24 protein-coding genes, 1 pseudogene and 1 riboswitch are annotated in these 25,291 nt (G+C 55.4%); of the genes and pseudogenes, 3 read left to right on the forward strand and 22 right to left on the reverse strand.

From position 1 onward, the window contains the following. Nucleotides 1-11: 11 nt before the first annotated feature. The 9 genes from ACFCTO_RS02005 to ACFCTO_RS02045 all read right to left on the reverse strand — a co-directional run bounded on the left by ACFCTO_RS02005 (nucleotide 12) and on the right by ACFCTO_RS02045 (nucleotide 8,581). A complete protein-coding gene (locus ACFCTO_RS02005; RefSeq protein ID WP_020310952.1) occupies nucleotides 12-1,073 on the reverse strand; it encodes a sulfate/molybdate ABC transporter ATP-binding protein in 1,062 nt (353 codons plus the stop codon). 14 nt (nucleotides 1,074-1,087) lie between these two features. Continuing rightward, complete coding sequence (locus ACFCTO_RS02010) at nucleotides 1,088-1,918, reverse strand: sulfate ABC transporter permease (protein ID WP_499876298.1); 831 nt, start codon at nucleotides 1,916-1,918, stop codon at nucleotides 1,088-1,090. A gap of 15 nt (nucleotides 1,919-1,933) precedes the next feature. After that, on the reverse strand, nucleotides 1,934-2,779 hold the full coding sequence (gene cysT, locus ACFCTO_RS02015) for a sulfate ABC transporter permease subunit CysT (RefSeq protein WP_020310950.1): 846 nt from the start codon (nucleotides 2,777-2,779) through the stop codon (nucleotides 1,934-1,936). Nucleotides 2,780-2,791: 12 nt separating this feature from the next. Further along, a complete protein-coding gene (locus tag ACFCTO_RS02020) occupies nucleotides 2,792-3,838 on the reverse strand; it encodes a sulfate ABC transporter substrate-binding protein (protein WP_499876299.1) in 1,047 nt (348 codons plus the stop codon). A 32-nt stretch (nucleotides 3,839-3,870) separates the two neighbouring features. Next, a complete protein-coding gene (gene cysK, locus ACFCTO_RS02025) occupies nucleotides 3,871-4,803 on the reverse strand; it encodes a cysteine synthase A (protein ID WP_292261151.1) in 933 nt (310 codons plus the stop codon). Between the two features lie 78 nt (nucleotides 4,804-4,881). Continuing rightward, nucleotides 4,882-4,980: riboswitch (SAM riboswitch) on the reverse strand. A 470-nt stretch (nucleotides 4,981-5,450) separates the two neighbouring features. Then, nucleotides 5,451-7,148, reverse strand: a complete 1,698-nt coding sequence (locus tag ACFCTO_RS02030) for a carbon starvation CstA family protein (protein ID WP_444310783.1) — start codon at nucleotides 7,146-7,148, stop codon at nucleotides 5,451-5,453. Nucleotides 7,149-7,441: 293 nt separating this feature from the next. After that, nucleotides 7,442-7,690 carry a hypothetical protein gene (locus ACFCTO_RS02035; protein ID WP_292302397.1) on the reverse strand — a complete coding sequence of 83 codons (249 nt, stop codon included), beginning with the start codon at nucleotides 7,688-7,690 and terminating at the stop codon, nucleotides 7,442-7,444. A 182-nt stretch (nucleotides 7,691-7,872) separates the two neighbouring features. Next, nucleotides 7,873-8,358 (reverse strand): GNAT family N-acetyltransferase, encoded by a 486-nt coding sequence (locus tag ACFCTO_RS02040; RefSeq protein ID WP_294025535.1) that lies wholly within the window; start codon nucleotides 8,356-8,358, stop codon nucleotides 7,873-7,875. Between the two features lie 73 nt (nucleotides 8,359-8,431). After that, on the reverse strand, nucleotides 8,432-8,581 hold the full coding sequence (locus tag ACFCTO_RS02045; RefSeq protein WP_499876300.1) for a response regulator transcription factor: 150 nt from the start codon (nucleotides 8,579-8,581) through the stop codon (nucleotides 8,432-8,434). Between the two features lie 91 nt (nucleotides 8,582-8,672). Between ACFCTO_RS02045 and ACFCTO_RS02050 the strand changes: the two genes are divergently transcribed. Then, nucleotides 8,673-9,833 carry a hypothetical protein gene (locus ACFCTO_RS02050; RefSeq protein ID WP_481324872.1) on the forward strand — a complete coding sequence of 387 codons (1,161 nt, stop codon included), beginning with the start codon at nucleotides 8,673-8,675 and terminating at the stop codon, nucleotides 9,831-9,833. Here the strand turns inward: ACFCTO_RS02050 and ACFCTO_RS02055 are convergent. From ACFCTO_RS02055 to ACFCTO_RS02110, 12 genes are all read right to left on the reverse strand, one after another. Then, nucleotides 9,824-10,447, reverse strand: a complete 624-nt coding sequence (locus ACFCTO_RS02055) for a response regulator transcription factor (RefSeq protein WP_294025542.1) — start codon at nucleotides 10,445-10,447, stop codon at nucleotides 9,824-9,826. The two genes, ACFCTO_RS02050 and ACFCTO_RS02055, sit on opposite strands and share 10 nt — an antisense overlap. Next, on the reverse strand, nucleotides 10,404-11,843 hold the full coding sequence (locus ACFCTO_RS02060) for a histidine kinase (RefSeq protein WP_499876301.1): 1,440 nt from the start codon (nucleotides 11,841-11,843) through the stop codon (nucleotides 10,404-10,406). The genes ACFCTO_RS02055 and ACFCTO_RS02060 overlap by 44 nt, the downstream gene beginning before the upstream one ends. Beyond that, a complete protein-coding gene (locus tag ACFCTO_RS02065) occupies nucleotides 11,836-14,115 on the reverse strand; it encodes a hypothetical protein (RefSeq protein WP_499876302.1) in 2,280 nt (759 codons plus the stop codon). The genes ACFCTO_RS02060 and ACFCTO_RS02065 overlap by 8 nt, the downstream gene beginning before the upstream one ends. A gap of 226 nt (nucleotides 14,116-14,341) precedes the next feature. After that, nucleotides 14,342-14,878 (reverse strand): S-layer homology domain-containing protein, encoded by a 537-nt coding sequence (locus ACFCTO_RS02070; RefSeq protein WP_292262474.1) that lies wholly within the window; start codon nucleotides 14,876-14,878, stop codon nucleotides 14,342-14,344. Nucleotides 14,879-14,970: 92 nt separating this feature from the next. Next, nucleotides 14,971-15,948: a hypothetical protein gene (locus ACFCTO_RS02075; protein ID WP_499876303.1), complete on the reverse strand. Its 978-nt coding sequence runs from the start codon at nucleotides 15,946-15,948 to the stop codon at nucleotides 14,971-14,973. 50 nt (nucleotides 15,949-15,998) lie between these two features. Then, complete coding sequence (locus tag ACFCTO_RS02080; protein WP_499876304.1) at nucleotides 15,999-17,600, reverse strand: bifunctional metallophosphatase/5'-nucleotidase; 1,602 nt, start codon at nucleotides 17,598-17,600, stop codon at nucleotides 15,999-16,001. An 80-nt stretch (nucleotides 17,601-17,680) separates the two neighbouring features. Continuing rightward, complete coding sequence (locus ACFCTO_RS02085) at nucleotides 17,681-18,151, reverse strand: hypothetical protein (RefSeq protein ID WP_499876305.1); 471 nt, start codon at nucleotides 18,149-18,151, stop codon at nucleotides 17,681-17,683. A 24-nt stretch (nucleotides 18,152-18,175) separates the two neighbouring features. Then, on the reverse strand, nucleotides 18,176-18,940 hold the full coding sequence (locus tag ACFCTO_RS02090) for a TPM domain-containing protein (RefSeq protein ID WP_292262606.1): 765 nt from the start codon (nucleotides 18,938-18,940) through the stop codon (nucleotides 18,176-18,178). 12 nt (nucleotides 18,941-18,952) lie between these two features. After that, nucleotides 18,953-20,053 carry a TFIIB-type zinc ribbon-containing protein gene (locus ACFCTO_RS02095; protein ID WP_014016676.1) on the reverse strand — a complete coding sequence of 367 codons (1,101 nt, stop codon included), beginning with the start codon at nucleotides 20,051-20,053 and terminating at the stop codon, nucleotides 18,953-18,955. A 21-nt stretch (nucleotides 20,054-20,074) separates the two neighbouring features. Continuing rightward, entirely contained in the window at nucleotides 20,075-21,355 is a 1,281-nt protein-coding gene (locus tag ACFCTO_RS02100) for an SPFH domain-containing protein (protein ID WP_499876306.1), read from the reverse strand. Beyond that, nucleotides 21,352-21,564, reverse strand: a complete 213-nt coding sequence (locus ACFCTO_RS02105; protein WP_499876307.1) for a hypothetical protein — start codon at nucleotides 21,562-21,564, stop codon at nucleotides 21,352-21,354. The genes ACFCTO_RS02100 and ACFCTO_RS02105 overlap by 4 nt, the downstream gene beginning before the upstream one ends. A gap of 157 nt (nucleotides 21,565-21,721) precedes the next feature. Continuing rightward, nucleotides 21,722-22,813 carry a M48 family metallopeptidase gene (locus tag ACFCTO_RS02110; protein ID WP_499876308.1) on the reverse strand — a complete coding sequence of 364 codons (1,092 nt, stop codon included), beginning with the start codon at nucleotides 22,811-22,813 and terminating at the stop codon, nucleotides 21,722-21,724. A gap of 466 nt (nucleotides 22,814-23,279) precedes the next feature. Between ACFCTO_RS02110 and ACFCTO_RS02115 the strand changes: the two are divergent. Continuing rightward, nucleotides 23,280-23,675 (forward strand): annotated as a pseudogene (locus ACFCTO_RS02115) (helix-turn-helix domain-containing protein); the annotation flags it as partial. 101 nt (nucleotides 23,676-23,776) lie between these two features. Continuing rightward, entirely contained in the window at nucleotides 23,777-24,337 is a 561-nt protein-coding gene (locus ACFCTO_RS02120; RefSeq protein WP_499876309.1) for an RNA-guided endonuclease TnpB family protein, read from the forward strand. Nucleotides 24,338-24,473: 136 nt separating this feature from the next. On the opposite strand, the gene ACFCTO_RS02125 is transcribed toward ACFCTO_RS02120, so the two are convergent. After that, nucleotides 24,474-25,277, reverse strand: a complete 804-nt coding sequence (locus ACFCTO_RS02125; protein WP_302485298.1) for a right-handed parallel beta-helix repeat-containing protein — start codon at nucleotides 25,275-25,277, stop codon at nucleotides 24,474-24,476. Between the last annotated feature and the right edge of the window lie 14 nt (nucleotides 25,278-25,291).

The raw sequence follows: 25,291 nt of genomic DNA on the forward strand, positions 1-25,291 counted from the left end.
AGACTCCTTCGTTAAATATAGAAAACGTCGGCCGAGGTCATGGCGCTGTTTTCTTTTAAATACGTCTTGTCGCCGTCGAGGACGTACAAGCGGTAAATGAGGACCTGGACGGTCTCGCCGACAGACAGCGGCGGGTCGTCGAAGGAATATTCGCCGTGGATGGCCAGGCCCTTGATGCGGACGGTCACGTCGAGGTGGCTGCCGCGGAAGACGACGGCTTCGACCGTCCCTTCTTCAGCAGCGCTGATATACTGCTTCATCGTGCCGTGTTTGTAAATCTTGAGGAACTCCGGCCGGACGATGGCTTGTTTGCCTGCGCCGACTTGCAGGAATCCCGTGAGGATGTTGCAGTTGTCGATGACAACTGGAGTTCCGATAAATTGAGCCACAAAGGGCGTCCTGGGCTGGCGGTAAATATCCAGCGGTGTCCCGACCTGTTCGATATGGCCGTGGTTGGTGATGATGATTTCATCGGCCACTTCGACGGCTTCGTCCTGGTCGTGGGTGACGAAGATGCTGGTAATGCCGACGCGGTGGATCGTATCCTTGAGCCAGTTGCGCAGTTCCTGACGGACCTTGGCGTCGATGGCGGCAAAAGGTTCATCCAGGAGCAGGACCTGGGGATTCGGCGCCAGGGCCCGGGCAAAGGCCACGCGCTGGCGCTGGCCGCCGGAGAGCTGGTTGGGATAGCGCTTTTCCATGCCCGACAGGCCGACGAGGTCGATCATCTCCAATACGCGCTGGCGTATCTCCTCTTTCGGCCGCTTCTGGATTTCCAGGCCGAAGGCGACGTTGTCGTAGACGGTCATATAGCGGAACAAAGCGTAGTTCTGGAAGACGAAGCCGATGCCCCGCTTGGCAGCGGGAATGTCGTTGACCCGGCGGCCGTCGATGAAGATGTCGCCGCTGTTGGGATTCTCCAGGCCGGCCAGCATGCGCAGGATCGTTGTCTTGCCGCTGCCGCTGGGACCGAGGAGAGCGACGAGCTTGCCCTTGTCGATGCCAAAGGAAACGTCGCGCGACGCGTGGAAGGATCCGTAATTCTTTTCGATGTGTTTCATTTCGACGTACATGAGCTTCACCTCCTTTATGACGTTTTATCGGCCTTGGCTTCGAGGAAAGTCCGGAGCAGCAGGACGATGATGGCTAATAAGACGAGCAGTGACGATACGGCAAAGGCCGCCGTAATGGCATCGGCCGACCCCGATTGGTAGAGGGCGTCGATTTCCAGGGGCAGCGTAAAAGTCTCGCCGCGCAGTTTCGACAAGGCGCTGACGGCACCGAATTCGCCCAGCGCCCGGGCCGTGCAGAGGACGATGCCGTAGAGCAGGGCCCATTTGATCTGCGGCAGGGTGATGCGGAAGAAAATCGTCCAGCCGCTGGCTCCCATGAGGGCCGCCGCTTCCTCTTCATCGCGCCCTTTGGTGCTGAAGACGGGGATAATTTCCCGGAAGACGAAGGGAAAGGTAACGAAAATCGTCGCCAAGATGACGCCGGGAACGGCAAAGACGATCTGGATATCCGTCCCCCAGTAGTCGTTGAGGACTTCGATCCACTGACCGATCCAGCCCATGCGGCCGAAAGTCATGATGAAGGCCAGGCCGGCGATGACCGGTGAGATGGAAAAGGGTATATCGATGAGGGTCGTCAGGAAATGCTTGCCCCGGAAGTCGAATTTGGAAATAGCCCAGGCCGCACCGAGGCCGACGATAGTATTGACGATGACGGCGGCGACCGTGGCGATCAGGGTCAGGCGCAGGGCCGACAGGACGTATGGCGTCGTCAGGGCCTGTACGTAGAAGTCCCAGCCTTCGGCCAGCGAGTTGGTGAGGACCGACACGAGGGGGACGATGAGCATGACCACGACGAAGACGACGCTGATCGTGAGCAAGGCGATTTCTGTCTTACTGTGTTTCATAATGGCTCCCCTCCTCTACTGGACGCGCCGGGCCTGATGGACCTGGATCATATTGATAGAAAACAGTGTGACAAAGGCGATGACCAGCATGGCCAGGGCAATGGCCGTGGCGCTGGCGTAATCGACGTAATTGAGCTTCTGCATGATGACGTAAGAAACGACCTGCGTATGATGCTTGGCACTGTTGCCGGAAATGTAGATGACGCTGCCGTATTCGCCGAGGCCCCGGGCAAAAGCCAGGCCGAAGCCCGTCAACAGGGCCGGCCGCAGTTCCGGGAAGATGATGCGCCGGAAAATGGTGAACTGCGACGCGCCGAGCATGCTGCCCGCTTCTTCATACGTCGGGTCGAGCTTCTCCAGGACCGGCTGGATCGAGCGGACGACGAACGGGATGCCGACGAAGACCATGGCGATGGTCAGGCCGATCTTGGTATAGGCGATCTGGATGCCATAGCTGGCAAAGAAACTGCCGAAGAAGCCCGTATCGGAATAGAGCTTGGAAAGGGTGATGCCGGCGACAGCCGTCGGCAAGGCAAAGGGCAGTTCGATGACGCCGTTCAGGAGACGTTTCCCGAAGAAATCGTAGCGGACCAGGACCCAGGCCAGGATGAAGCCAAAGACGCAGTTGACCAAAGCCGCCAGGACAGAACAGGAAATGCTGGTGATGAAGGCGTTGCGGATGCCGCTGTTGGTGATGAGCTTGGCATAGTCATTGGCCGTCAGCTGCAGGGAGTGCGCCAGGACCGACGCCAGCGGGATGAGGATGAGCAGGGACAACATGGTAAGGGTCATGCCCATGGACAGGCCGAAGCCGGGAATAATCTGATTGCGCCCGCCGGAACGGGCAAAAAAGTGTTTCATCCGGCTCCCCTCCTATGCATCGCCGTTGACGTCGGCCATGATCTTATCGAACAAGGCGTCGTCGTTGAAAAATTTAACATACGCAGCCTCCCAGCCGCCGAAGTCGCTGATCTTGGTCAGCTTGACCTTGAGATCGAAGCGGTCGGCATAACGCCGGAGGATATCCGGATTAGACGGCCGGAAACCGTTCTTGGCGGCCAGTTCCTGGGCCTCATCGGAATAGAGGTAGGCCAGGTATTCATGAGCCGCCTCTTCATGACCCTTGCGCCGGGCCAGGCGGTCGACGACAGCCACGCTGGGCTGGGCCAGGATACTGATGCTGGGCACGACGAGGTCGAACTTATCGGGATATTCGCGCATCGAATAAAGCGCTTCGTTTTCCCAAGCGATAAGGACGTCACCTTGTCCGTTTTCGACAAAGGTCGTCGTCGAGCCGCGGGCGCCGGAATCCATGACCGTCACATTGCGGTACAAGTCGGTCATGAAGGCCCGGGTCTTGATTTCATTTCCCCCGAAATGGTCAAGGCCCCAGCTCCAGGCGGCCAGGAAGTTCCAGCAGGCGCCGCCGCTGCTCTTCGGGTCCGGCGTAATGACGCTCACGCCGGGCTTTACCAGGTCGTCCCAGTCACGTATCCCTTTCGGGTTCCCCTTGCGGACCAGGAAGACGATGGTCGACGTGTACGGCGCCGAATCGTTGGCGAAATCCCCCTGCCAGCCTTCATGGATGAGGCCGGCCCTTTCGATGAGCGACACATCGTGGGCCAGGGCCAGGGTCACGACATCGGCCTTGCTGCCTTCGATGACCGACCGGGCCTGACTGCCCGATCCGCCATGGGACTGGATGATGCGGATATCCTTGCCTGTCGTCTCACGATAGTGCTGCTGGAATAATTCATTGTATTCTTTATATAACTCACGGGTTGGATCATACGAGACATTGGTCAGCGTCATCGTGCCGCCGCCCTCGGTTGTATCACTGCGTCCGCAGCCAGCCAAGGCCCCAGCGACGGCGAGTGCCGCCGAAAAAGCCAGTATAGCTATGATGCGCTTCTTGTTCATTTTCTTTCCCCCTCTATACCGGCTTAGATTCCTTACCCCTCAAATAAAGCCGTCGATAAATAGCGTTCGCCGCCGTCCGGCAGGAGGACGACGATGGTCTTGCCTTCGTTTTCCGGCCGGCTGGCCAGTTCCAGGGCTGCCTGAAGCGACGCACCGGACGAAATGCCGACCAAAAGGCCGTCGGTCTTGGCGACTTCTCTGGCCCGGCCGTAGGCGTCCTCATTGGATACGTCGATCACATCATCTACGAGAGACATATCCAAAACTTTCGGGATGAACCCGGCGCCAATCCCCTGAATGGCGTGCGGGCCCGGCCGGCCTCCGTGCAGGACAGCGGAATCTTTCGGCTCAACGGCGACGATCTGGACGTCCGGCTTATGGCCTTTCAGGCCCTGGGCCGTACCGGTAATGGTGCCGCCTGTGCCGACGGACGAAATGAAGATATCTACCTTGCCGTCCGTGTCGCGCCAGATTTCTTCCGCCGTCGTCTGGCGGTGGATGGCTGGATTGGCCGGATTGTCGAACTGCTGGGGAATGAAGGCATTGCCGTAAGAATCCCTCAATTCTTCAGCTTTGCCGATGCTGCCGCGCATCCCCTCGATGCCCGGTGTCAGCACGATTTCCGCCCCCAGGGCTGACACGATCTTACGCCGTTCCAGGCTCATCGTATCGGGCATGGTCAAGATCAGGTGCAGGCCCTTCACGGCGGCGACCAGGGCCAGGCCGATGCCTGTATTGCCGCTCGTCGGTTCGATGATGACCGTATCTTTGTTGATCTTCCCCTGCCGTATCCCTTCGTCGATCATGGCTGCCGCTACGCGGTCCTTGACGCTGCCCAAGGGGTTCATGTACTCCAGCTTGGCCAGGACGCGGGCCTTGAGGCCGTGCCGAGCCTGCCAATGAGTCAGTTCCAAGAGCGGCGTGTTGCCGATCAGCTCTGTCAAATACGTTGCCACATGCTCCATGTACTCAGCTCCTTTTTGGCAAAAAGAAAAGCGCCGCCTGCTGATGCAGATGGCGCTATAAATAGACGTATGCCCATGACTTCATCTGCCAGGTTATTTCCTGCTGGAATTGGCACCTTACCTACGTAGGTTGCCGCAGCGTCATCGGGCCAGTCCCTCAGCTGCTCTGGATGAATAGGTTTCGTATTGTATTGTCCTTATGAATGGTTGTACAATACGATCATATCATACAACACATGATGGTCAAATTTTTTAAGTACCCCATGATAACATACCTCTTTGATGACTAAAATGAATAGCTTCCTATCGGAAACGTTACCAAGAGTGTACACTTTACAGAGTATATTGTCAAGGGATTTTAAGCAGAAACTTTCATATTTTACAATGTAAACGTTATACCCATGGCTTTTGATAGGAATTTAACTTTATAAATTATATTTTTTTATAAGTAAAAAGGGCTTGTTGCATATACAGCAGGCCCTTTTTAGGGATTAGCCGTTAGGGGGTAGCCGTTAGTGTCTAACAGCTAACCCCTAGCTGCTAACTGCTAACTGCTGACCGCTAACTGCTGACTGCTAGCTGCTAACCGCTAACTGCTGACTGCTAGCTGCTAACCGCTAACTGCTGACTGCTAGCTGCTGACACCCTCAATGCGTCGCCGTGGGCTGGGCGTCGTGGTGTGCCGTTTTGTTGTCGGCGTGGACGAGTTCTTTCCCGCAGTGGTAGACGATGGAGATGGCCAGGACCATGAGAGCGATGGCCAGGACGAACTGCAATCCTTCGATGAGGAGCGACCAGTTACCCGAGGCAATCTTGATGATCAGGGCATAAGCCGATTCGACGAGGGCTGTCATGGTAACGCAGAACATGACGACCATGGGGACGTAGAGCATGAAGCTCTTGCGGCCTGTCGTCTTGAGGAAGACCGTCAGGCAGATGAGGACCATGGCCGACAGCAGCTGGTTGGCCGAGCCGAAGAGAGGCCAGATGTTCATGTAGCCGCCTAAGCAGAGCAGGAAGCCGAAAAACAAGGTGATGACCGTAGCAAAATACTTATTGACGCAGATTTTCTGGATCGTGTTCATTTCCTGTCCTTCATCGACGCTGAACAGTTCCTGGAAGGACATACGACCGATACGGCCGACGGCATCGAGGGTCGTCAGGGCCAGGGCAGAAACGCACATGGTCATGATGCAGGCAGCTGCCGTCTGGGACAGGCCGAACATGGTGAAGAAACCAGCGACGGCGCCGGAGAAGATCTGGAACGGCGTGCCCGAAGCGACATGGCCGTTGGAAGCGGCAGCGCAGGCGATGACCAGGGAAACGACACCTAAGACCGATTCGACGCACATGGAACCGTAGCCGACGAAGACCGAATCCTGTTCCTTATCCAGGGTCTTCGACGACGTACCAGACGAAACGAGGCTGTGGAAGCCGGAAACGGCACCGCAGGCGATGGTGATGAACAGGATCGGGAACAAATCCTTGCCGCCGACCGAGAAGGACGTGAAGGCCGGCATATTCAGCGTCGGCTGGGCGATGAAGATACCGATGACGCCGCCGGCGATCATCATGAGCAGCAGGAAGGCGCTGATGTAGTCACGCGGCTGTTTCAGGAGCCACATGGGCATGATGGAAGCAAAGAAAATATAAGCGAAGATGATGTACAGCCAGGTCATGCGGTCCAGGTAAATCGGCAGGTCGATGCCGACATAGAGCATGGCGATCAAGAGGACGATGGCGATGACGAAGCGTACTTTTTCACTGGGATTGAACTTCTTGATGAACAGGCCAAAGGCAATGGCGACGAAGATGAACAGCATGGAAATGGATGCAGCTGCCGCATTGGGCAGGACCAGGGAACCATCCTTGGCAAAGCCGTTGAACGTCGTAGCGACGATATCGCCGAAAGCGGCGATGACCAGCAGGCTGAAGACCCAGCAGAAGAGCAGGAACAGGCGGCGGCCCGTCGTACCGATGTACTTTTCGATGAGGACGCCCATGGATTTGCCGTCATTCTTCATGGATGCGTAGAGGGCTGCGAAGTCCTGGACGGCACCGAAGAAGACGCCGCCGATCATGAGCCATAAGAAAGCCGGCAGCCAGCCGTAGGCAGCGGCGATGATCGGGCCCGTGACAGGGCCGGCACCGGTGATGGACGAGAACTGATTGGCAAAGACCGTGAACTTAGAAGACGGCGTATAATCCTGGCCATCTTCCAGGCGATGGGCCGGCGTCAGGGCGTTGGGGTCGATGCCCCACGTCTTAGCCAGCCACTTGCCATAGAACCGATAGGCTACCGCCAGGATGACGATAGCACAAGTGACTAAAACAACACCATTCATAGAAATTCCTCCTATACTCCAAAAAAAACAAATGGATTTATGCGGAGGAGCTGAAGATGTTAAGGTAAATAAAAATGAATGCCATAAAATACATCTTCGCTTCTGCGCATGTGTACGGTATAACACGATTAAAAGGGCCTGTCAAATATACTATTAAGTCATCATCGGCGTTTTACTTATATTTTTTAAGAATAAAAAAGAGATTAAACGTTATGATTTCGTTTAATCTCTTTAACATATTACATGTCAATGTGACAATTATTTATATTTTATGGATTTCAGTTTTTTCATCCTCAGTGCCCGGATACACCGGCCTGGCTCGTCCGGCTGGCCTGACTGTGCTGGGCCGCACGCGGACGGCGGACCCGCTTCTTACGGGCAGCGGCTTTTTTGGCATTGGCCTGGAAATTGGCGACGATAGTCCGGGCCAGCCAGCCCATGAGACAGCCTGTCAGCAAAATCTTGACAGCCAGCAAGTCCCACGTCGTCGATAATAATAAGGCCAATACGACAAAAATAGACGTAACGATCGTTTTATTCATGAACAAACACATCTCCCCTGTCGACATACATAAAAATCATCAGACTAACTTTAATTATACACGTTTTTCATGGATTAAACAAGGGCTTGTCGCACATGCGACAGCCCTTGTAAGCCGTTAGCAGTTAGCCGTTAGCGGATGGTTTAAAATTTAAAACCATCACTTCATTTTAAAACCTCATTTTAAAAAGTCAGGCGCATCTGGTACCAGGTGACGCCGCCGTGGACGGAGGCGCTGATGCCTTCGTTCTGGAAGCCGAATTTCGCATAGTACGGGAGGAGCTTGTCTTTGCAGGTCAGGACCAGGCCCTGTCGTCCCTGCTGCCTGGCGTCGGCAATGGCCGCTTCCAGGAGCTTCCCGGCATAGCCATGGCGGCGGCACGAAGGCAGGGTATTGACGCCGAAAATCATCTGCCAGGCCCCCTTTTCGTCATGCATGGCCGCCTGAGCGTACATGGCGTCAGTCAAATCCCGTTCATCCGTCACCATGCCGTCGACGAAGGACACGAGGTCCCCCTTTTCATCGAAGAGCAGCCAGAAATGGGCCGCATAATGGGCCAGGCGGTCCCGGAATTCATCGGCCGTCGCCGCTTCTGCCGGCGGGAAGCAGGCTTTCTCTACAGCCGCCACAGCGGCTAAATCGGCCATCGTAGCCGTCCTGATTTTCATAAACGATCTCCTCTTTCCTATCTATTTTCCCTCCATTATACAGGCCATCGCCGCCTGCCGCAACGGACAGCCTTCAGGCCTTGCCCTTGAATTTATGGATCAGGCCGGTCCTATTGGTCACGCCGAAGCGCTGATAGAGCTGGGACAGGCGCTTCTTGACAGTGATTTCGGCGATATTGAGGGCCTTGGCGATTTCCTGGTTGGTCTTCCCTTGGGACACCATGTTGAAAGTGCCTTTTTGTAAACCAGTATGGTATACAGCAGACTTTCAGGCATGATATACTTATAAAAAAGTATTGTGAAAGGATATACTCATGAACACGAAGTCCTTCCCGCCATGGAAAACAGCCGCCTGCCTCGCCTGGGCCGTGCTCATCCCCCTCGGCCTGTCTGCCAGTTCGCCGGCCGTCCCGGAAAGGCCGGTCGATGACACAGCGCCTTTGGAGGATCAGGAAATCCCGGTCACGGAAAAAAACACGTATCCCTACGTCGACATCCACGGTGACTACCGCTGGCTCTGGGGCCGCGGCCAGTTCCGCGCCGACAGCCGTACGGCCCCGGATAAGGTCCGCCGCCACGATGAACGGATTTACCTGACGACGCGCCGCCTGCGCCTCTTCCCCTTCATCCACTTCAACGAAAAGACGTCGCTGCGCACGCAGCTCGAAGACCTGCGCAACGACAAGGACGCGAACGCCGACCATCACTTATACCTCGGACGACTCTACGTGCAGCACGAACAGGCCCGGCTGAAAGTCGAAGCGGGCCGTTTCAATTACTACCTCCTCGATGGCAACGTCATCGACAAGAAAGTCGACGGCCTGCGCCTGCGCCTGGGAGAGCAGACTACCGGGCCGGGCAGCCTGACCTTCTTTGCCGGCCGCACGACGGGCTCGGATGACCGACACCGCCTGCGGGGCTGGAGCCTGCTCTACAGCAGCCAGCACGGCCGCCTGAAGAGCGACGCAGCCTATCTCGACTTCCGCCGTCTCCAGGACCTGCCCTCTTCGAGGCCTTCCCTGATTGGCCAGAGCCGGGCCGGCACGGGCTTCGACGAACAGCGCATCGCCGAGTGGCGCCTGATGTATGAGCTGACGCCCAAGCTCACAGCCAGCCTGGACCTGCTCCACGCCTGGGGCCGCCACGACGCCGACGACTATGATACGACCGATTCCGGTTTCGTCGCCGCCCTGACCTATGGCCACCTCGACGAGCGGCAAAAAGGCTCGTATGAAGCCTGGATACGCTATTACGACCAGCCGTCGGCGTCCATCCTCTACCATACCATGGACGGCGACACGACCTTCTTCCGCCGTATGGGCTTTTGCGGCTGGGGCACCCGCCTCGATTACATCGTCCAGCCCGGCCTGGCCTGGGCCGTCGAAGGCTTTTCCCTGAAGAACCGCCACCATACGGCCTGGACCGGAGACTTCCGGGAAACGGTCATCGGCACGAGCCTGACGGCTTACTTCTGACGGGACGGGGCATAGCCCTTATCGGCGGCTTCAACGGCCAGGCCAATCAGGCTTTTGTGGCCCGTCTTGCTGAGCATATTGCTGATGTGGAAGCTGACCGTCCGCTTGCTGATCTGCAATTCATCAGCGATTTCCTGATACGACAGGTTCTGACAGACCAGGCGGAGGATATCCAGCTCCCGGTCCGTCAGGCTGATATGGCAGGCCCCAAAGGTCACTTTTTCCCGTACATCCGGGAACAGGTGCTCCCCGGACAGGGTCCGCTCCAGGCAGTCGATGAAATCACGGGCGGCACTCTCTTTGTAGATGAAGCTGTCTGCCCCAGCGTCGCGGGCCATTTCAATAAAGCTTACATCCTGGAACCCGGTCATGATGATAACCTTCTGGCCGGGGTATTTCTTTTTCAGGCGCCGCGTCAAAGCGATGCCGCTGTTCTTCCCTTCCATGCAGATATCCAGGAGGACGGCGTCGGGTCGGAACCGGTTGCAAGCCGGTTCGACGAGTTCCGAAAAAGACAGGGTACTGACGACTTCAATATGCCGCTGGCCTTCAAATATTTTCTTCAATCCTTCAAGCAAGATTTTTTGGTCGTCTACGATGATCAGTCGGATCATGGTTCTCCCCCATTTCTACAGTAATGATAAAGTGCGGTGTCTTGGTCAGCGTCAGACGGCCGCCTAATGCCCGTACCCGCTGCTCCATAGCCTGCAGGCCCATACCGGTCTGGATGGGGCCCGGACAGCCCTGGCCGTCGTCGGCAATGACTAAAGCAGGCTGCCGGCCGGTACCGAAGGTCACGGCAATCGACCGGGCCTGGCCGTGGAGCAAGGCGTTGGTCATGGCCTCGCGGATGATGCGCACGAATGCCCCGGCTCGGCGGGTATCGGCAGGCAACATCCCTTCTACCGTCACGGCGATGCCCAAGTTGCGGTACGTCGTCACCAAGGCATCTAACCGTTCTTGCGGATTGGCCACGGCATCACGCCGCAAATCGGACAGGACATCTTCGACGAGCGGCAGGATTTCGCCGTAATCGCTGACATTCGGGTTATTCAGGAGCTGCTGCAAGATAGTGATGCGCTGACCCAGGAGGTCGTGTATCTTATAGTGGAGGCTCTCCGTCGTCTGCCGGGTCTGAAGGGCTACGAGGCCGTCGAGGACGTCTTTCATTTCTTCATTGCGCTGTTCCAGGACAGCGTTCTTCTGGGCCAGTTCCTGGTTCAAGCGATGAAGAGCCGTCACATTGGCTGCCGTAATCTGCCAGCCCGACTGGCGGCGGAAGCGGATAGGGCGCCGCTGCAAGAGCCAGGCCTGGCCAGAATCCCAACGAAAGAGCAGATCCCGACCCTGGCGTTCCATAGAAAGGCCGGGGCGATTGCCACAAAAGGGCAGGAGATGCCAGAAGATGTTGGCATTGCGGACGACTGTGCCGACGAGCTGTTCCATGACGGCATACATGGTAAAGTTGACCAGCACAGGCTCGCCCTTTTCCCAGCTGATGAGGATTCCTTCATCAAGGCAGTCTACGGCCGTCTGGATGGAGCGGGCCGTCAGACGTTGCTGATACTGGTTGTAAGTCCGTGGAAAGAGTCGGATCAGGCGCCAGGCCAGACAAACCAGGGCCAGGACCAAAGAGCCTGGCAGCCAGTCATCGAAAACGGGCAGCAACAGGATAGACGCTGCCAGAACCCAGAGGCTGCCTGCCTGACGGTCATGGATCCAGTACACAGCACCTGCCGTCCCGGCCAGGGCGGTGCTGTAGCGCCAGAAATCCGTCGCTTCGTCGTAGACGATACCATTCAGGCTGTCCGTGTAGACTTCATACAAAATAGTCGCCACCGCCATAAGCAGGAGCAAGCTGCTCCCTTCCAAGCATTTGCGGCCGAGCTGGCGAAACTGGGCCTGCGGCATGAGGTAATAATAGAGGACGCTGTTAGCTAGGAAAAGACAGAGAATCACACCGATGAACAGGACGACGACATACGTCGGCAAGGTATAGAGATTAACCATGGTCCCCCTCCTTTCCCACACAGACGGTCAGCCGCCGGCCATAGCCTGTATCGTCACAGTCCACGGCGACGTCATAAGCGGCCAGGCCTTGCCACACAGGCAGCCAGTCTGGACCTTCGGCTTGTTCCAAGACCAGGGAAAAGATCCAGTCCTTCTCCGATTCTCGGAACTGACAGAGCCAATACGATTCATGTTGAGCCAGGGCCGCCTCCCCCACCTCTTCAAAGACATCATATAAGGTCAGGGCTGCCGACGCCGGCAGTCTCCCTGACAGGTCGAAACCGACCCGTCCCTGGAGGCCGGCCTGGTCCAGGTACCGCTGCGATTCCTGCAGTGCCAGGAACAATTCCCGGGCATCGAGTGTCCCGTCTTCTCGTCCCCGCAACAAGAGAACACAGCGCTTTTTCAGATAACAAGCCAAGATATGGAGCCAGCAGACGACGACATCCGTATCGGGACCGGGGCGGGCCGTCTTGAGATAGGCCAGGTGGGCTTCGATGGCCGGCCGTTTCCGGGTAATGACCGCTTCCAGTTCCCTATAGATGCGCTGGCGGACCTGGCGGTCTACGGCTTGGCGGCGGATGACATTGGCCCGACAGCGCAGTTCATACGACCGGGTCAGGGCCCGGTTGACACGGCGTAGGGCGGCCTGTTTTTCCCGCAAAGGGCGGATATCCCGATACCAGCGGACCCAGCCGCCGCGGATGGGCATGGACTGGGCTTCCCAATCGGTCTGTACTTTGCGTTCTACGTCATGCGAGGCATAGCAGACGCGTCCCGTATCGTCACAGAGCTGCATGGCCAGGCTCGACTGGCGGAAAAATTCGACATAGCCTTCATTGGCCGGGACGAACCGCCCTCTAGTGACGATTTCCAGCCAGACCAAGGTACAGATGACCGTCGTCAGGACCAATTCGGAACGGAAGACATTCGGCAGGCCCCAGGCGTAGCCGACAACATAGCTGCCATATACGAGGGTACAGGACAGGGGCAGGACCAGCCGCCAAGACGGGCCTACGCGCTGGTGCAGGGATGTATAACAGAGGGCACCGTTGACGGCTAAGAACTCGGCTCCATAAGAGAAAGCCAAGAGAAAATATAAGGGACCATAGCCGTGGTTGCTGTCAGCTGCGATGACACCAGCCGGAAAGGTAAAAGCCCATTGGTGGAAATCATTTGTCATGACAGCAACTGCCAGGAGCATATTCCCCACAAAGACGGGCTTCAGCCATGACGGACAAGAACGGGTCAGGCCGATGTGAGAGGCGACATAGCCAATCCAGACCAATAGGGAAATGAGGAGCCCATAAAAGAGATAATAACTATACCAGCTCCAGCGGAGCCAATCAGCCCAAAAGACGGGAAGGCTCAATTTGAAACAGCGGAGCAATATCCAGGCACAGAGAGTGATGATGACGCCGAGATAGGCCTGGCGGACAGGCGGCTGCAGGACTTGGCGCCGCAAGCGGCATCCCCAGAGGATGACCAGGAACAACGCTGCCATGTACCAAGTCAGGTGGTTGATACCTGTCAAGCTGGTAAGCCGGTAAACCTTGGAAAGGCGGTAATCGATTTGTCGGGAAATCTTGTCAGCTTCTTGGAAAAGCGTTTCGTTGTCTGAAATGTATTGGCTTGGAGATGGTGGGATTGGGGTGTAACCTTGAGATATTAACATTTCCGATAACTTATAGTTATTCAAAGCCAACGGGCGTTTAGCTAGTAAACCTTTCTGGAACGATAAAGTCCCTTCAACAGGGACGACGATATGAATAGGCGCTCCCCGACGCTGCCACTGCCGGGCTTGGTAATCAAAGAGGACCCATACCTGGGCCGGCAAGTACTGCGGTCCTTCTGCCATCTGCAAACGCCCTTGTTCCTGGATGCGCTGCAACAGGTCCATCCCAGCCTGGCCAGACAGATTCCCGTCCAGGCCATAGCTCATGGCTTGCATGAAAAAGAGCGACTCCGGTTCATCGGCCGTCAGCGCCAGCGATACCGGTGACGTTTCCAGGCTCTGCCAGCCTGTGATAGGAAAAGGACAAGTGTCGGCTACGGCCAGGACGACCGTCGCCGTATAGTGGGGATACCAATAATAAGGAACCTGGCTATTCTGCTGTAAGACCGCGGCCTGGACGTCGTAGGCCTCGATGGCCAGGACATCCTCTTCAGACAACCGGCGCAACAGCTGGGACGAAGGCTGGCCCTGCACCTCTTCCCCTGCCAGTTCCGTCAAGGTCCGGCCATAAGCCTGGCCATGGTCGTGATCATACAAAAGGACCGCCCCAGGGACTACGGTAAATGCCAAGAGCCAAAAGAGACAGCAAAGACACACCAGCCTGCCCAGTTTCTCCACCTCCGTCACCTGCCTCTCCGTACACATAACCGTTGCTTTTTATTAATTATAACATAAGACAGCGCCTTTTTGAGTATTAAGTTTGCAGTTTGTAGTTTTTAGTGAATGGTTTTAAATTTAAAGCCATCTTCTACAAACTCCGTCCTTATTTCTTGACGCGGACACGCTGTACCGTCGGCGTGCCGTCTTTATCTTGATGAATCGTATCGATGCGGATATAGGACAGTTCATTGCTGAATTCGCGAGCCAAGCGGTTCATTTCCGGATCCGTATGGCCAAGTCCTTTTTCCATCAGGCGATAGACGATGGCTGCAAATTCATAGCGCGTCATCATCTGGTTACCCTTGAACAAGCCATCGGGATAACCTTCGAGGATGCCGTTGCCAGCCAGTTTGCTGACGTATTCGTAAGCCCAGTGGTTATCGGCTACATCGGGGAAGAGCAGGCTCTTATCGGGGTCGATAGCCAGATGATGCATCCCTTTGAGCTGAGCGATTTCAGCAGCCAGGGCCTGCCGCAGGTCGCGGATTTCTTTCGCCATGGCGACACGGGAGTTGGAAACATGGTTGCCGCGGCCGATTTTCAGGCTGACGCCGGCATTGATCATGTTTTCACCGCCGCCGAAACTGCCGCCGATGCTGAACATAGTGTCTTCATTAGGCCGATAGATGACACATGACATAATTCAACAACGCAACTGTCATGACAGATAAAAAGGCAAAAAAAAGACTGCCCCATGATGGGCAGAAGCCTTCATGGGACAGTCCCTTACCGTTAGGGCAGATCCAGGCGATAGAGGTGCTGAACGTTCTGCTGACGATTGTAAATGGTGAAATAGACGTGGTTCGTTCCGTCCGTGGTGATGGCATCGGGCGTGTAGACCTGGTCGTCAATCTGATAGGTGATATCTCCGACAGCGGCACCGGTCTTTTTATTGAAAATGCGGAACAGGCCCCGTCCGGTAAACACGACATAGTCCTGAGTCACTACGATAGGTCCGCTGGCGGAAGCTTTCTGCATTCCTTCAGCCAGGCCTGTATTTACTTCAAAAGAACGCAGTTCCTTGCCATCCGGGTCAAAAGCATAAACCGGTTTCGTCCATCCCGTGCCATTGTTCGAACCATTACGGGCCGTCCACTGCATATAGAAGCCGTCTGTATCAGCTGCAATCAGCTTGGGAGCGACTTCGTCTTTAGCAGCCTTGCGCTGGTCCATATAACCAAAGGTAGCCAGCAGCAGTTTGGGATTCGAAAAGCCGTCTTTCGTGAGCGTGCCCCGCATGATGCCGGCCGTCGCACTGGCCCCTTCGCGATCGAAATAGACCGTATCACTGCCGTGGACAGCCGAACCGTCATAGATGCCCTGGACATGATTGCCCTGGCAAAAATAGACGTTCTGGCCGTTCGTCGTCAGCCAGTACCGTTTCATCAGACCGATTTCCTGTCCGGCCGAGAGCTTGTCGCCTTTCATCGGGAATTTCCAGAGATGAGCATCGTCTTCCCCTTTCTCCTGAGTCGGAGCATAGACCGCATCGACTGTTACGGCCAGAAGGGAATTGACGAAGTGAGGCAGCTCGGTCCCCGTCAATTCATAGAGCGGTACGTCTTTGCCAGCCAGTTTAAGTGTTTGGATGGCTTCCATCTTCACGGCATCCGCTTTCGGTGATTCCGGTGCGTTACTGCCACATCCGGCCAGGAAAGCGGCGAAAACGAGGCCTGCCGCCACTAGTGAAAGAAGCCGTTTGGTCATCATCTGATTTATCGAAAATACCTCCTTTTCTATAGCCGTCACACAGCTGCTGTTTACGGGCCGACGATAATCCGTCCCTGTCCGGCCGGGTTGCCATAGTCAGCAGCCAGGGTGTCTCCCTTATGGGAGAGATACGCTGCCAGAGCCTCGACGTCGGACAGGCCCGTATCTTCCAACAGGATGCCGCCTTGCAGGCTGGTCTGTCCATCGCCGCCATGGCAGAGGACGTAAGCCGTACCGCCGACGCGGTAGTCTTCATCGGCCTCGATGGCCTTGCCGTTGACCTGGACATCTTCGACCCGCCGCGGGCCGGCCACTTTGACAAAACGGCCCTTATCGTCGAGGACGACGGAACTGGGAATCGCCGGATTGATGCGGTAAGTCAGGCCGGACACCTGCAAAAATCCGCCGAATGCCTGAGGATACCGCGAAGCCCCCATTTCCAGGGCATCGAGGAGCTGCTGGCCCGTTACGCTGCAGACGACGAGCTGATTGGAAAAGGGAAAGACCCGGTACAGCGATTCATAGGTCACGACACCGGCTGATAGCGGAGCCCGGAAGGAGCCGCCGTTCAGGAGCGCCACATCGGTATGCAGGCGGTAACGGATGGCATCGACAGCTAAATCGGCCAGATTCGTTTCTCCGTTGCGGACGCGCCGCTGGCCCTCGATGTCGGTCACGAAATCCACCGGTGATGTGGCGACCGGCTGCTGGAGCCGTTCCCGGACGACAGCCATCCCGCGCTGCACGACAGCTTCCGTCGCCGCATCGGACCCATCCAGCCGGGTCACTAATTCGCCCCGCACGTGGCCGTAGTCATCGATGACCAGCTTGCCGACGGACTGGAATTTCGTTCCCGTCTGGGCGATGAGGACAGGCTGGCCTTTGCGGTTCTTGACCAGCCGTTCATAGCGTTCATGGGAATGACCGTCGATGATGGCTGCCACTTTCTGCGTATGTGCAGCCAGGGCCTCGCTGGTCCAGACCGGGAGCGACCCATTCTGGCCCAGGTGAGTGACCAGGATGATGGTCCGGGCTCCTTCGTCCCAGGCCTGGTCGATGGCCTTTTGGACCTGTTCATAGAGTTTCTGTCCTGTCGCATCTTCGGAAAAGCCGTAAATGAACTGCCCCTTATCGTCCTGGAAGTAGCGGGGCGTCGAGGAAATCAGGGTCTGCGGCGTCGTCACGCCGATGAAGGCCGCCTTTTTCCCACCGTCATAAGTCACCATCTTATACGGTGGGAAGACCGGTTTCCCCGTCCGCAGATCAATCAGGTTGCAGCTGTAATAGCCGCCGTTCAGCTGCGGCGCCAGTTCCAGGAAGCGCGCCATGCCGTAGTCGAATTCGTGATTGCCGGGAATGGCGAAATCATAGCCGGCGACATTCATGATGTCGATAATGGCCTGTCCCCGGGTCAGGCTGCCCAGGGGTTCGCCCTGGATGGCATCGCCAGCATCGACGAGCTGCACCGTATCGTCAGGGTTCTTCATCAAGTCCTTCTTATATTGAGCTACCTTGGCATAGCCAAGTTGATTTTCCACACCACAGTGGACGTCGTTGGTATGTAAGACGACGAGGTCGGCGCGGACCTGGCCCGACCCATGCAGAGCCAGGCAGAGAGCCAGGGCCAACCAGTATTTTCTGCCAAAAGCCATCCCATTCCCTCCTTCTCAATAGGCCTTCAATACATAGACAATGATGCCTTTCGTAGAAATTTTCCCCATACCAATCATTCTTAACCAAACGCATTCTTACGTCCCATATAGATGTCATAGCTGTCCTGGAGCATCCATTCGACAGTTTCCGTACGGCCCACCCAGGGACCGGCTGCCGTTTCAGGATGTATGACGAACCAGGCGATGTCATGTTGGAAGACGTGACGATAATACCATTGCTTGCTTTTCAAGGTTATCCCCTGACGCTGTGGGTTCACTTCATAGACAAGGGGAACAGTTCCCTCCTTCTGGGCCCGCGTCAGGATTTCCAGCAGGCCGTTGCCGTCGAGGTCGGTGACGGCAAATTCCTTTAAGGGGTTCCCGTCCATCGGGTAAATGGTATCCCAGCATTGCGTAAAAACGTGAATCTGCTGGGCCTCATCAGACTCCAGGCGCACGGACCGGTAAGGGGCACCTTCACAGGCTGAGGCACTGGTGCCGATCAGGCAGGCTGCCATCAGCATGAGCAGTATTTTCTTCCCATATCTCATAACGAACCCTCCTCATAAGCCGGCTTAGAACTTCCCGCCGCCACCGCCGTGATTCTCGTCGGTACTGTCGTTGCGGCCCGATTTTTTCGCTTTGGCTACGCGGGATACATTCATGAACAGGAACGTATCTTCCTTTTCCGTAAGGTCGAAGCTGTCCTCATCGAGGTAGGCCGACGCCGCCAGGGCCGGTGCGACATTGCTCATGGTGCTGATGAGATAGCGCCGGATGAGGAAGCCGCCGCCGATGCCGAGAGCCAGGGCGATGAGCAGCGCCGTCCAACTGAAGGCGTCATGCGGATCATAGGCCTTGCCATTGGCTTCATAATAGGCCAGCAGTTCACCGGACTCCAAGGCATAGGCTTTGAAAGCCTCGGCATATTTCTTTTCTTTCAGCAAGGGCAGGAATTTCTCTTCCAAGACGGGAAGGCTGCCTTTATCGCTGATGCGCTGGCGCATGGCTTTATCGGTGGCTACGTAATAGTCCCGCGTATCCATCGCCAGGACCAGGACCATATTGCCGTTCTTCCCGTCTGTATAGGTGCTGTCCAGGAGCTGATTGGCATAGTCGCCGATTTTTACTTTATTCGTCGTCTTGACGGTGACGACGGCCAGGCGCACGCCGTATTTCCTTTCAATGTTGCCGAGTTCATTCAGCACGGCAATGCGTTCACTGCCCTTCAGGAGCTGGGCCCCGTCAGCCAGGCTGGACGGATTGGCGGCCAAGACATTCATCGCCAGGAAGAACAGACAGGCCAGGAACAGCAGACTCTTGGTTACATATCCTTTCATGGCTATCCCTCCTTACACGAACCACTTGGCAATGAAGTAGAAAATCGTCGTCAAGATCAAGGCACTGCCGGCCCAGTACAGGTTGGCCCTGGCCTTGTCATAAGGCAGGCTGCCGACCATCTTGCCGGTCTGGCCGTTCATCATGAACGTATACGGCTGGTCCTGGTAACGCGTCGTCAGGATCCACACGGGCGCCATGGCATAGGACACAGCCCCTTCATCTTTGCTGATGACATCTTCTTTGAGTTCTACCCGGTCATAGCCTTCGACGGTATCTTCGAGAACGCCGAGGGCGCTCTGGCGGACCCGTTCGTCCGCCCGGGGCACGGCGGCTTCGGCATCGACGTCGTATTTATCGGCCAGATAACCCGTCAGATAGGCGCTGCTGAAGGGAACCAGGTCGTGATAATCGTAAGGCTCGATGCTTTCCATATAGGTATCGTCCATCTTCTGGCTGCCGTCGACGGGAATACGCTGGAAGCGCATGGTCCCCTGGCGGTCGCAGCGGTAGACGCTGGTCTCGGTCACGGTTTCATCATTCGTTTCATAGACCGTATCGGTCTCAGCCCGGAATTCGGCCGACGCTGTCACATCAGAATCGAAGAGCCAGAAAGGCACGTACATGGCCTGGATGGCTTCGACGCGGTTATTGGCCGTGAAGGCCTTGGGCAGAAGCCGTTTGCCCTTATAAAATTCTTTCAAAGCGGCTACGGCCTCGTCTTTCGTCTTTTTAAAGGGGATGACGAAATCCGGCTTGAGCATCCCCGAAAAACGGCTGGGAATCATGGTCGGGTTGCCGCAGTAGCAACATTCCGTCGCCATCGTATTGCCATCGCTGACCAGCTCAGCGCCACAGGAGGAACAAGTGAAGGTCTGCATCTGGGCTGCTTCGTCTTCGCCCCATTCACTGCCGGCATCGGCCGTATCCCACTTGGCTTCTTTCGCCGCCTGGGCTTCAGCAGCCAATTTTTCCTGTTTGGCAAAGAGTTCTTCGATTTTGGCGACTTCAAATTCCGTATCGCAGTACGGACAGGTCACTTTTTCCGACCCCGGCGCAAAGGCCAGGGGGCCGCCACAGTTCGGGCATTTATAGCCTACGGAAGTATTGGCCATAAGCTCACCTCATTTCTTACGCTATTGTTGATCGTGCTCGTCGAAAGGATCGCCGCACTGCGGGCAGAATTTCGGCGGATGATGCGGATCCGGCGGCTGCCAGCCGCACTTGTCGCACTTGAAGAGCGGGGCGACCGCCGGTTTCTTCGTCCCACATTCCATACAGAACTTGCCCTGGTTGACAGCGCCGCACTGGGGACAGGTCCATCCCGCGTCCGCCTCTGCCCTTTCGGGTCTGGCTTTGCCGCAGTTCATACAGAATTTCCCCGTATTGCCCGTCTGGCCGCAGTCACAGTCCCACGTATCGGCCGGCTTGGGTTCCGGTTTCTTCGTGCCGCAGTTCAGGCAGAATTTGCCCAGGTTTGCCGTGCCGCATTGCGGGCAAGTCCAGCTGCCTGCCTGCGCAGCTACGCCCCGTTCTGCTTCGGCCTTCACTCGGGCCATTTCAGCTTCTAACTGCTGATGGTCCATCAGTCGTTGCCGCCGTTCCATCAGCTCCTGCTGCTGAGCCATCTGCTGATACATGCCGGCACCGGCATTGCCGGCCATATTCATATTCATGAAGCCGAAAGCCGCGCCGCCACCGCCTTCATTCTGGGCCGCCATGCGCAGGGAATCGCTGGTGGCATCGGCCATGGCACCCATGGCCAGCGACGGATCCGACAGGGTCTTGCCCATCTGTACTTTCTGGATCTTCGCTTCATCTTCTTCATTGGCCTTGATGCTGTTGATGCCGAAGGATACGATTTCCAGGCCGCGCAGTTCCCGCCAGCGCTTGGACAGGACTTCATTCAGTGCGTCGGCGATTTCAAAGGTCCGCCCCGGCAGTTCGACGTAGTCGATACGCTGGGCACTGAGCTTGGCGAAGGCCGGCTGCAGGGCGTTGAGCAGTTCCGATTTCAGCTGGCTGTCGATCTGGCTGCGTTCATACCGGTCGGCGACGTTGCTCGCTACGTTGGTATAGAACAGGACCGGGTCGACGATGCGATAGCTATATTCGCCGAAACAGCGCAGGCGGATCAAGAGAATCTGGCCCGTATCGGGGTCTTTCATCTTGAACGGGACTTCCTGCGGCGTGCCGTACTTATTGCCGATGAGCTCTTTCATGTTGAAGTAGTAGACCCGCTGGTCCTTGCCCGTATCGCCGCCAAAGGTAAAGCGTTCCTTCATCTGGCCCCACATATCCCGGAGCCCCTGTTCGAGGTCTCCCGTAAAGATAGATGGTTCTGTCGACATATCGTAGATATCTTCGCCCGGTTCATTGCAGACGTCGACGACCTTGCCCGATTCGACGATCATCATGCACTGGCCATTGTTGACGGCGATTTTCGAGCATTGGAAATGATATTATCTTCGCCGCTCGTATTGGAACTGCGACCGCGCGAACTCGTCTGTTTCTGCCCTTTCATCATGAGGATATCAGGGGACATACTGTCACAATAGAAAAATTCCTTCCACTGGTCAGCCAGGACACCGCCGGCTGCTCCCATTGCCGCTTTGATCAAACCCATAAGACTACCTCCTTTTCGTAACGATTCTTGTAAAATTCTTTTCTTGCTTATAGGATAGCTTATTTCAAAAAAAAATCACCTGTATTTTACTACAGGTGATAGATATAAAATATACATAGCACACGGCCATTTTGCCTTTAGTTATGCTGTTCAATCATTATTTGATTTTATTGAGCTGCGCTGCCAGTTCTTCTGCCGACGGATCGCCGTTGACCGGCGTCATGATGTTCTGCGGCCCTAAGTAGAGCGTACCGCCGGAAGCCGTAGCCGGCTGCTTGCTGTGGCCGTTCTGATACGCGGCAGCCAGATTGCCCAGGACGAAATAGGACCGTTCGGCACTGCTCATGCTGTACGTGGCGGCAGGCTTGATGAATTTCTTGCCATTGACGTAGACCGTGCCGTCTTTGACGCTAGCGTGTTTGCCGCTCATTTCATAGAGCTTGTTGGCATAATTGTCGCGCCGTTCCTGATTCGATGGATGGTCAGAGGGAGAGAAGATTTCACCGACAAAGTTGCTGGCATTATCGCCCTGTTTTTCCATGACCCGCTGCCAGATGGCCGCCGTCGCACCGGGATTATAGCCGGCACGGGTGATATACCCGAAGGACAGGTTGTCCGCTTCCCATTCGGCAGCCCTGTCGATATGGACCGTTTCGATCTGATTGCTGACCGTGTCGAGGATGAGGTTGTTCAGGCCCGAGCCGCCAATCGTATCGGCCAGGACCATCTTGCCGATTTCGACATTGACCTTCTTCTGCGTCGAATTGGCGACGTGGTGTTTCTGGCCGTGGCCCATTTCATGGCCTAAGACGACGGCGATTTCATCATCGTTGCTGACCAGGTCGAACATGCCCTTATTGACGACCATGACATGGCCCATGGTGCAGGCCGCATTGAACGTCGTGTCCGGACTGACGTACCAGCGGTAGGGCAAGGTCTTGATGCTGGGGTCCGTCTGGGCGATGCTGGCGCTGAGACGGTTCATGATAGAAGCCAGCCGTTCATTGTAATAAGAATTATTGAGGACGCCGGTCTGCTTGGTGACGGACTGGTAAATCTCGCTCTGCCCTTCTTTGGTCGTGTCATAGTGCTTGATCTGCTTGCTCAAGGCCGATTTCACCTGGAGGCCGCCGATGACATCGGTAATGAGATCAGCCTGGACCGGCTGGACCGGCACGATGCCCATAGGCAGTGAGAACGCGGCCATGGCTGCCACACAGGCAGCGGCTATTTTTTTCTTCATGTTCATAAAAATCACCCTTCCCCTGTACTGGAAATCTATACTTCCATTATACAAGGAAAGGCTGGACTTGCAAGCCTAATGAGCCGTAATTTCTTCGTAGTCGACTTCTTCGCCCTGTTTTTCGCGGACGACGACTTTTTCTTGGAATTCAAAACATTCTTTGGCAATATCTTTATTCAGCCAAATGAGACAGATGAGGTTAGGAATTGTATCATTTTATATTTAATATGTAAAGTGTCAAACGGTTAATTGATTTAACCTGATTCTGCAAGAAGTCTCCCGCCTCTTTAGGCGGTGAGATGAATTGCAGGTTTTTCTGAGGGCTCGATGCCCTCAGAAAAACAATGGCTTCACATTTTGTTTTGCGGTATAATCAGTAGTAAGAGTGAAAGGATTGCGAAAGTCAAGGCAGGTGATGGTAGTGAATAAGGCATATCGATACAGAATCTATCCGACAACGGAACAGAAAATGATGTTTGCCAAGACCTTCGGCTGTGTCCGATTCATCTACAACAAGATGCTGAGTGACCGCATTGACTATTATAAGGAAACCGGCCAAAAGCTGAATAACACGCCTGCGCAGTACAAGAAAGAATTCCCTTGGCTAAAGGAAGTAGATAGTTTAGCCCTTGCCAATGCCCAAATGAACCTGAATAAGGCCTACAGCCACTTTTTGAATGACAACAAGCATTTCGGCAAGCCGCGCTTCAAGTCCAAGAAGAATAGTCGTGCTTCGTATTCCACGAACAACCAGAAAGGCTCTGTCCGAATCGAGGGCCATAAGGTGAAACTGCCGAAAGTCGGCTGGGTGAAACTATGCCAGCATCGTCCCTTGCCGGAGAACAGTATCATAAAGACCGTTACCATCAGCAAGACGCCATCAGGAAAGTACTATATCAGTATGCTGGTGGAGTATGAAAGCCAATACTCCCGGTCATACCGAAGACCTTCCTTGGCCTGGATTTTGCGATGCACGGTTTGTATGTGGCTTCCGATGAGGAGGATGCTAAGTATCCCAGTTTCCTGCGAACGGCAGAGAAAAGATTGGCTAAGGCACAGCGAAAGCTATCCAACAAGCAAAAAGGAAGTCACAACAGAGAAAAACAAAGGCTGCGCGTAGCTATTCTCCATGAGAAAGTGGCTAATCAACGGCGGGATTTCCTGCATAAGAAGGCTCGCTATCTCGCAGACCGCTATGATGTCATTGGCATTGAGGATATTAGTGTCAAAGCGATGGCCAAGCGGAAAAAGGGTGGCAAGTTCAGCTTTGGCAAATCCATAGCTGACAATGGCTGGAATATGTTCACGAACATGCTGGAATATAAGCTGGCTTGGCAAGGCAAACAGCTTATCAAGATAGACAAGTGGTATCCAAGCAGCCAGCTGTGCCATGTTTGCGGATATCAGAACCACGAAACCAAGGACTTATCTGTAAGGGAATGGGATTGCCCTAAATGTGGCAGTCACCATAACCGCGATAAGAACGCTGCCATAAATATTCGGGAAGAAGCCAGGCGAATATCTGCCTGACGTAATCCATAAAATACCGTGGGTCGCACGGGAATCTACGCCTGTGGAGAGAGTGTAAGCCGCCGCAACTCTTTGGAGTCAGTGGCGCTGTTCTCGTTGAAGCAGGAAGCTCCCGCCTCTATAGGCGGGAGTACGTTCACATCTCGTAAATTTGGATTACCTTTCCCTCTGTCATATCCAGGCTGTTGATCTTTCCCAGTACATTCTGGAAGGTGCAGTCGAGTAGTTCCAACCGGGAATGATTCACTTCAAAAAGTGAGAGATCCGTGCTGGTGTCTTTGAAAGTGGTCCGGACGATCTTTAGATTCTGGCACTCTGCGGCACTGACCAGACCATAGGTACAGCCGCGGATTACGCTGTCCCTAAGGAGGATGTTTTTGCATCTCCGGGCTTCGTACCCATAAGTCCCGCAACCGTACAGATCCAGGTGATCCAGACTAGCATCTTTCACCTGTTCCAGATTCAGCACAGCTCCGGTACAGTGGCCTTCTTGCAGGATATGCCCGAACCGGAGATGAGCCAGCCGGATTTGCTGGCAGTTCAGGAATTTAAACACCGAGGAATAGGGGTCCTCCGTGACGATTTCTGCCGTGATGGCCCCGGTATCCTGTCCCCGGATGGTCAAATCCTGGAATCCGGCCAGTTCCAGTTCATGATAGACCCGGTACAGCCCCGGAGGACTGATGGGATTCCAGGCGAAGTTGTGAATCACCGGGTCCGCAAAGGGTCCCCGCAGCCAGGCAGACAGGTTGTACTGGCCCGGTGCCAGGATGATTTCCGTATGGTCACCCAGAGCCTCCATCATTTCCCTTACATTGTGGACCAGGACAGTTCTCCGGGCCCCCAGCGCCGTTGGGGCCATCATCATGACCAGCAGCAAGGTCAGAAGGGCACATCGCAGCAGCCCCGTCCATTTCGTCTTGCCAAATTGTTTCATCATCTGTCACCTCCGAG

It is taken from the genome of Megasphaera indica, from assembly GCF_046614755.1.
GTDB lineage: Bacteria > Bacillota > Negativicutes > Veillonellales > Megasphaeraceae > Megasphaera > Megasphaera intestinihominis.